This window comes from Pseudoalteromonas ostreae, assembly GCF_018069805.1.
GTDB lineage: Bacteria > Pseudomonadota > Gammaproteobacteria > Enterobacterales > Alteromonadaceae > Pseudoalteromonas > Pseudoalteromonas ostreae.
The window spans coordinates 1-1,144 of record NZ_JAGPYN010000062.1 but is presented as its reverse complement, the minus strand read 5'-3'; the positions used below and the strand labels follow the sequence as shown (position 1 = coordinate 1,144).

Here is a 1,144-nt window from a genome sequence, read left to right as displayed (position 1 = left end):
CAAATTTATAGGGAATAAATTTGAACCGCGAAGTGGGCTTTAGTGAGTATCATGGATGATACGAATAATAACCACAAGGGCCGGCTTCATAAACAAAGTGTAGCGTTGCGCCAGGGTATTTAGATTCAAACTGACGAACAAGCTTTTGAACGGCCACTTTGGAAGATGAGAATCGACCAAGGTGAACAGGTTGTGCCCCTCTATGTTCTTCAATATAGGCAACTTCATTGAATTCTTTATGTGTATCAAGACCGATAAAAAGTATGCTATGTTTATTCATGTTAGCCTCTGCTGTTTAGTTATTTGACAAACTAATTATGGCTCTGGCTTTGAATTAAGCTAACCCACGAAAGCGGAGGCTAACACCGTGTGGGAGTCATTATGTCTAGTTTTCATGGAGGAAATATTATGGAAATCTGGAAGTTATTGTTCTTTATACCAGCGTGCTTTGCGCTCAATATGACCCCTGGTCCAAACAACCTACTGTCTATGAATAATGCTCGTTGTTACGGCTTCAAATCTGCTTTCATTGCTGGTCTGGGTCGAATAGCAGCATTCTCTGTAATGATTGCTTTGGCAGCTTCAGGCTTAGCTGTCGTTCTCTATGCATCTGAGACTCTATTTCTAATCATTAAAATTGTGGGTGCGGCGTACTTGTTATGGATTGCCTTTAATCTTTGGCGTTCGGAGTCAAGTCCCGTCGTTGAACTAGAAAGCACTCACAACCGACTAGGTTTAGCTAAACAAGAATTTTTGTTAGCCGCTGGTAATCCAAAGGCAATCTTAATCTTTACTGCATTTCTCCCACAGTTCGTTGATGTTTCGGCTAATGTAAATGAACAGTTCTTCGTTTTAGGGGTGACGTTCCTAATATTAGAAATGGGTGCAATATCTATTTATGCCATATTCGGAATATATTTGAGGCAGTGGTTCACGAAACCGAAAATGGCAAAGCGCTTCAATAGAGGCTGCGCTACCTTTTTAGCTATGTCTGGGGCAAGCCTGCTACTAAGTCGCCAGCAATAAAACTAACAAAGCGTTTAAGACGGATTCCCAACGCTTGGCGTTTTCGGCTTACTTTAAGTTAAGTGTTTATATCACAATGGTTTAGGTAGGGTGGTAGGCGTTGCTCACCACTTAACGC

The 1,144-nt window shown here is 41.4% G+C and carries 1 protein-coding gene and 1 pseudogene; one reads left to right on the top strand and one right to left on the bottom strand.

Annotation, left to right across the window (positions count from 1 at the left end):
- Positions 1-58 precede the first annotated feature (58 nt).
- Positions 59-280 (bottom strand): annotated as a pseudogene (locus J7338_RS20500) (IS110 family transposase); the annotation flags it as partial.
- Between the two features lie 101 nt (positions 281-381).
- Between J7338_RS20500 and J7338_RS20495 the strand changes: the two are divergent.
- Complete coding sequence (locus J7338_RS20495) at positions 382-1,026, top strand: LysE family translocator (RefSeq protein WP_228733055.1); 645 nt, start codon at positions 382-384, stop codon at positions 1,024-1,026.
- Positions 1,027-1,144 lie beyond the last annotated feature (118 nt).

What these genes read in the sequence shown, in the direction of transcription:
- J7338_RS20495 (WP_228733055.1), top strand. Translation starts at nt 382, where the DNA reads ATGTCTAGTTTTCATGGAGGAAATATTATGGAAATCTGGAAGTTATTG.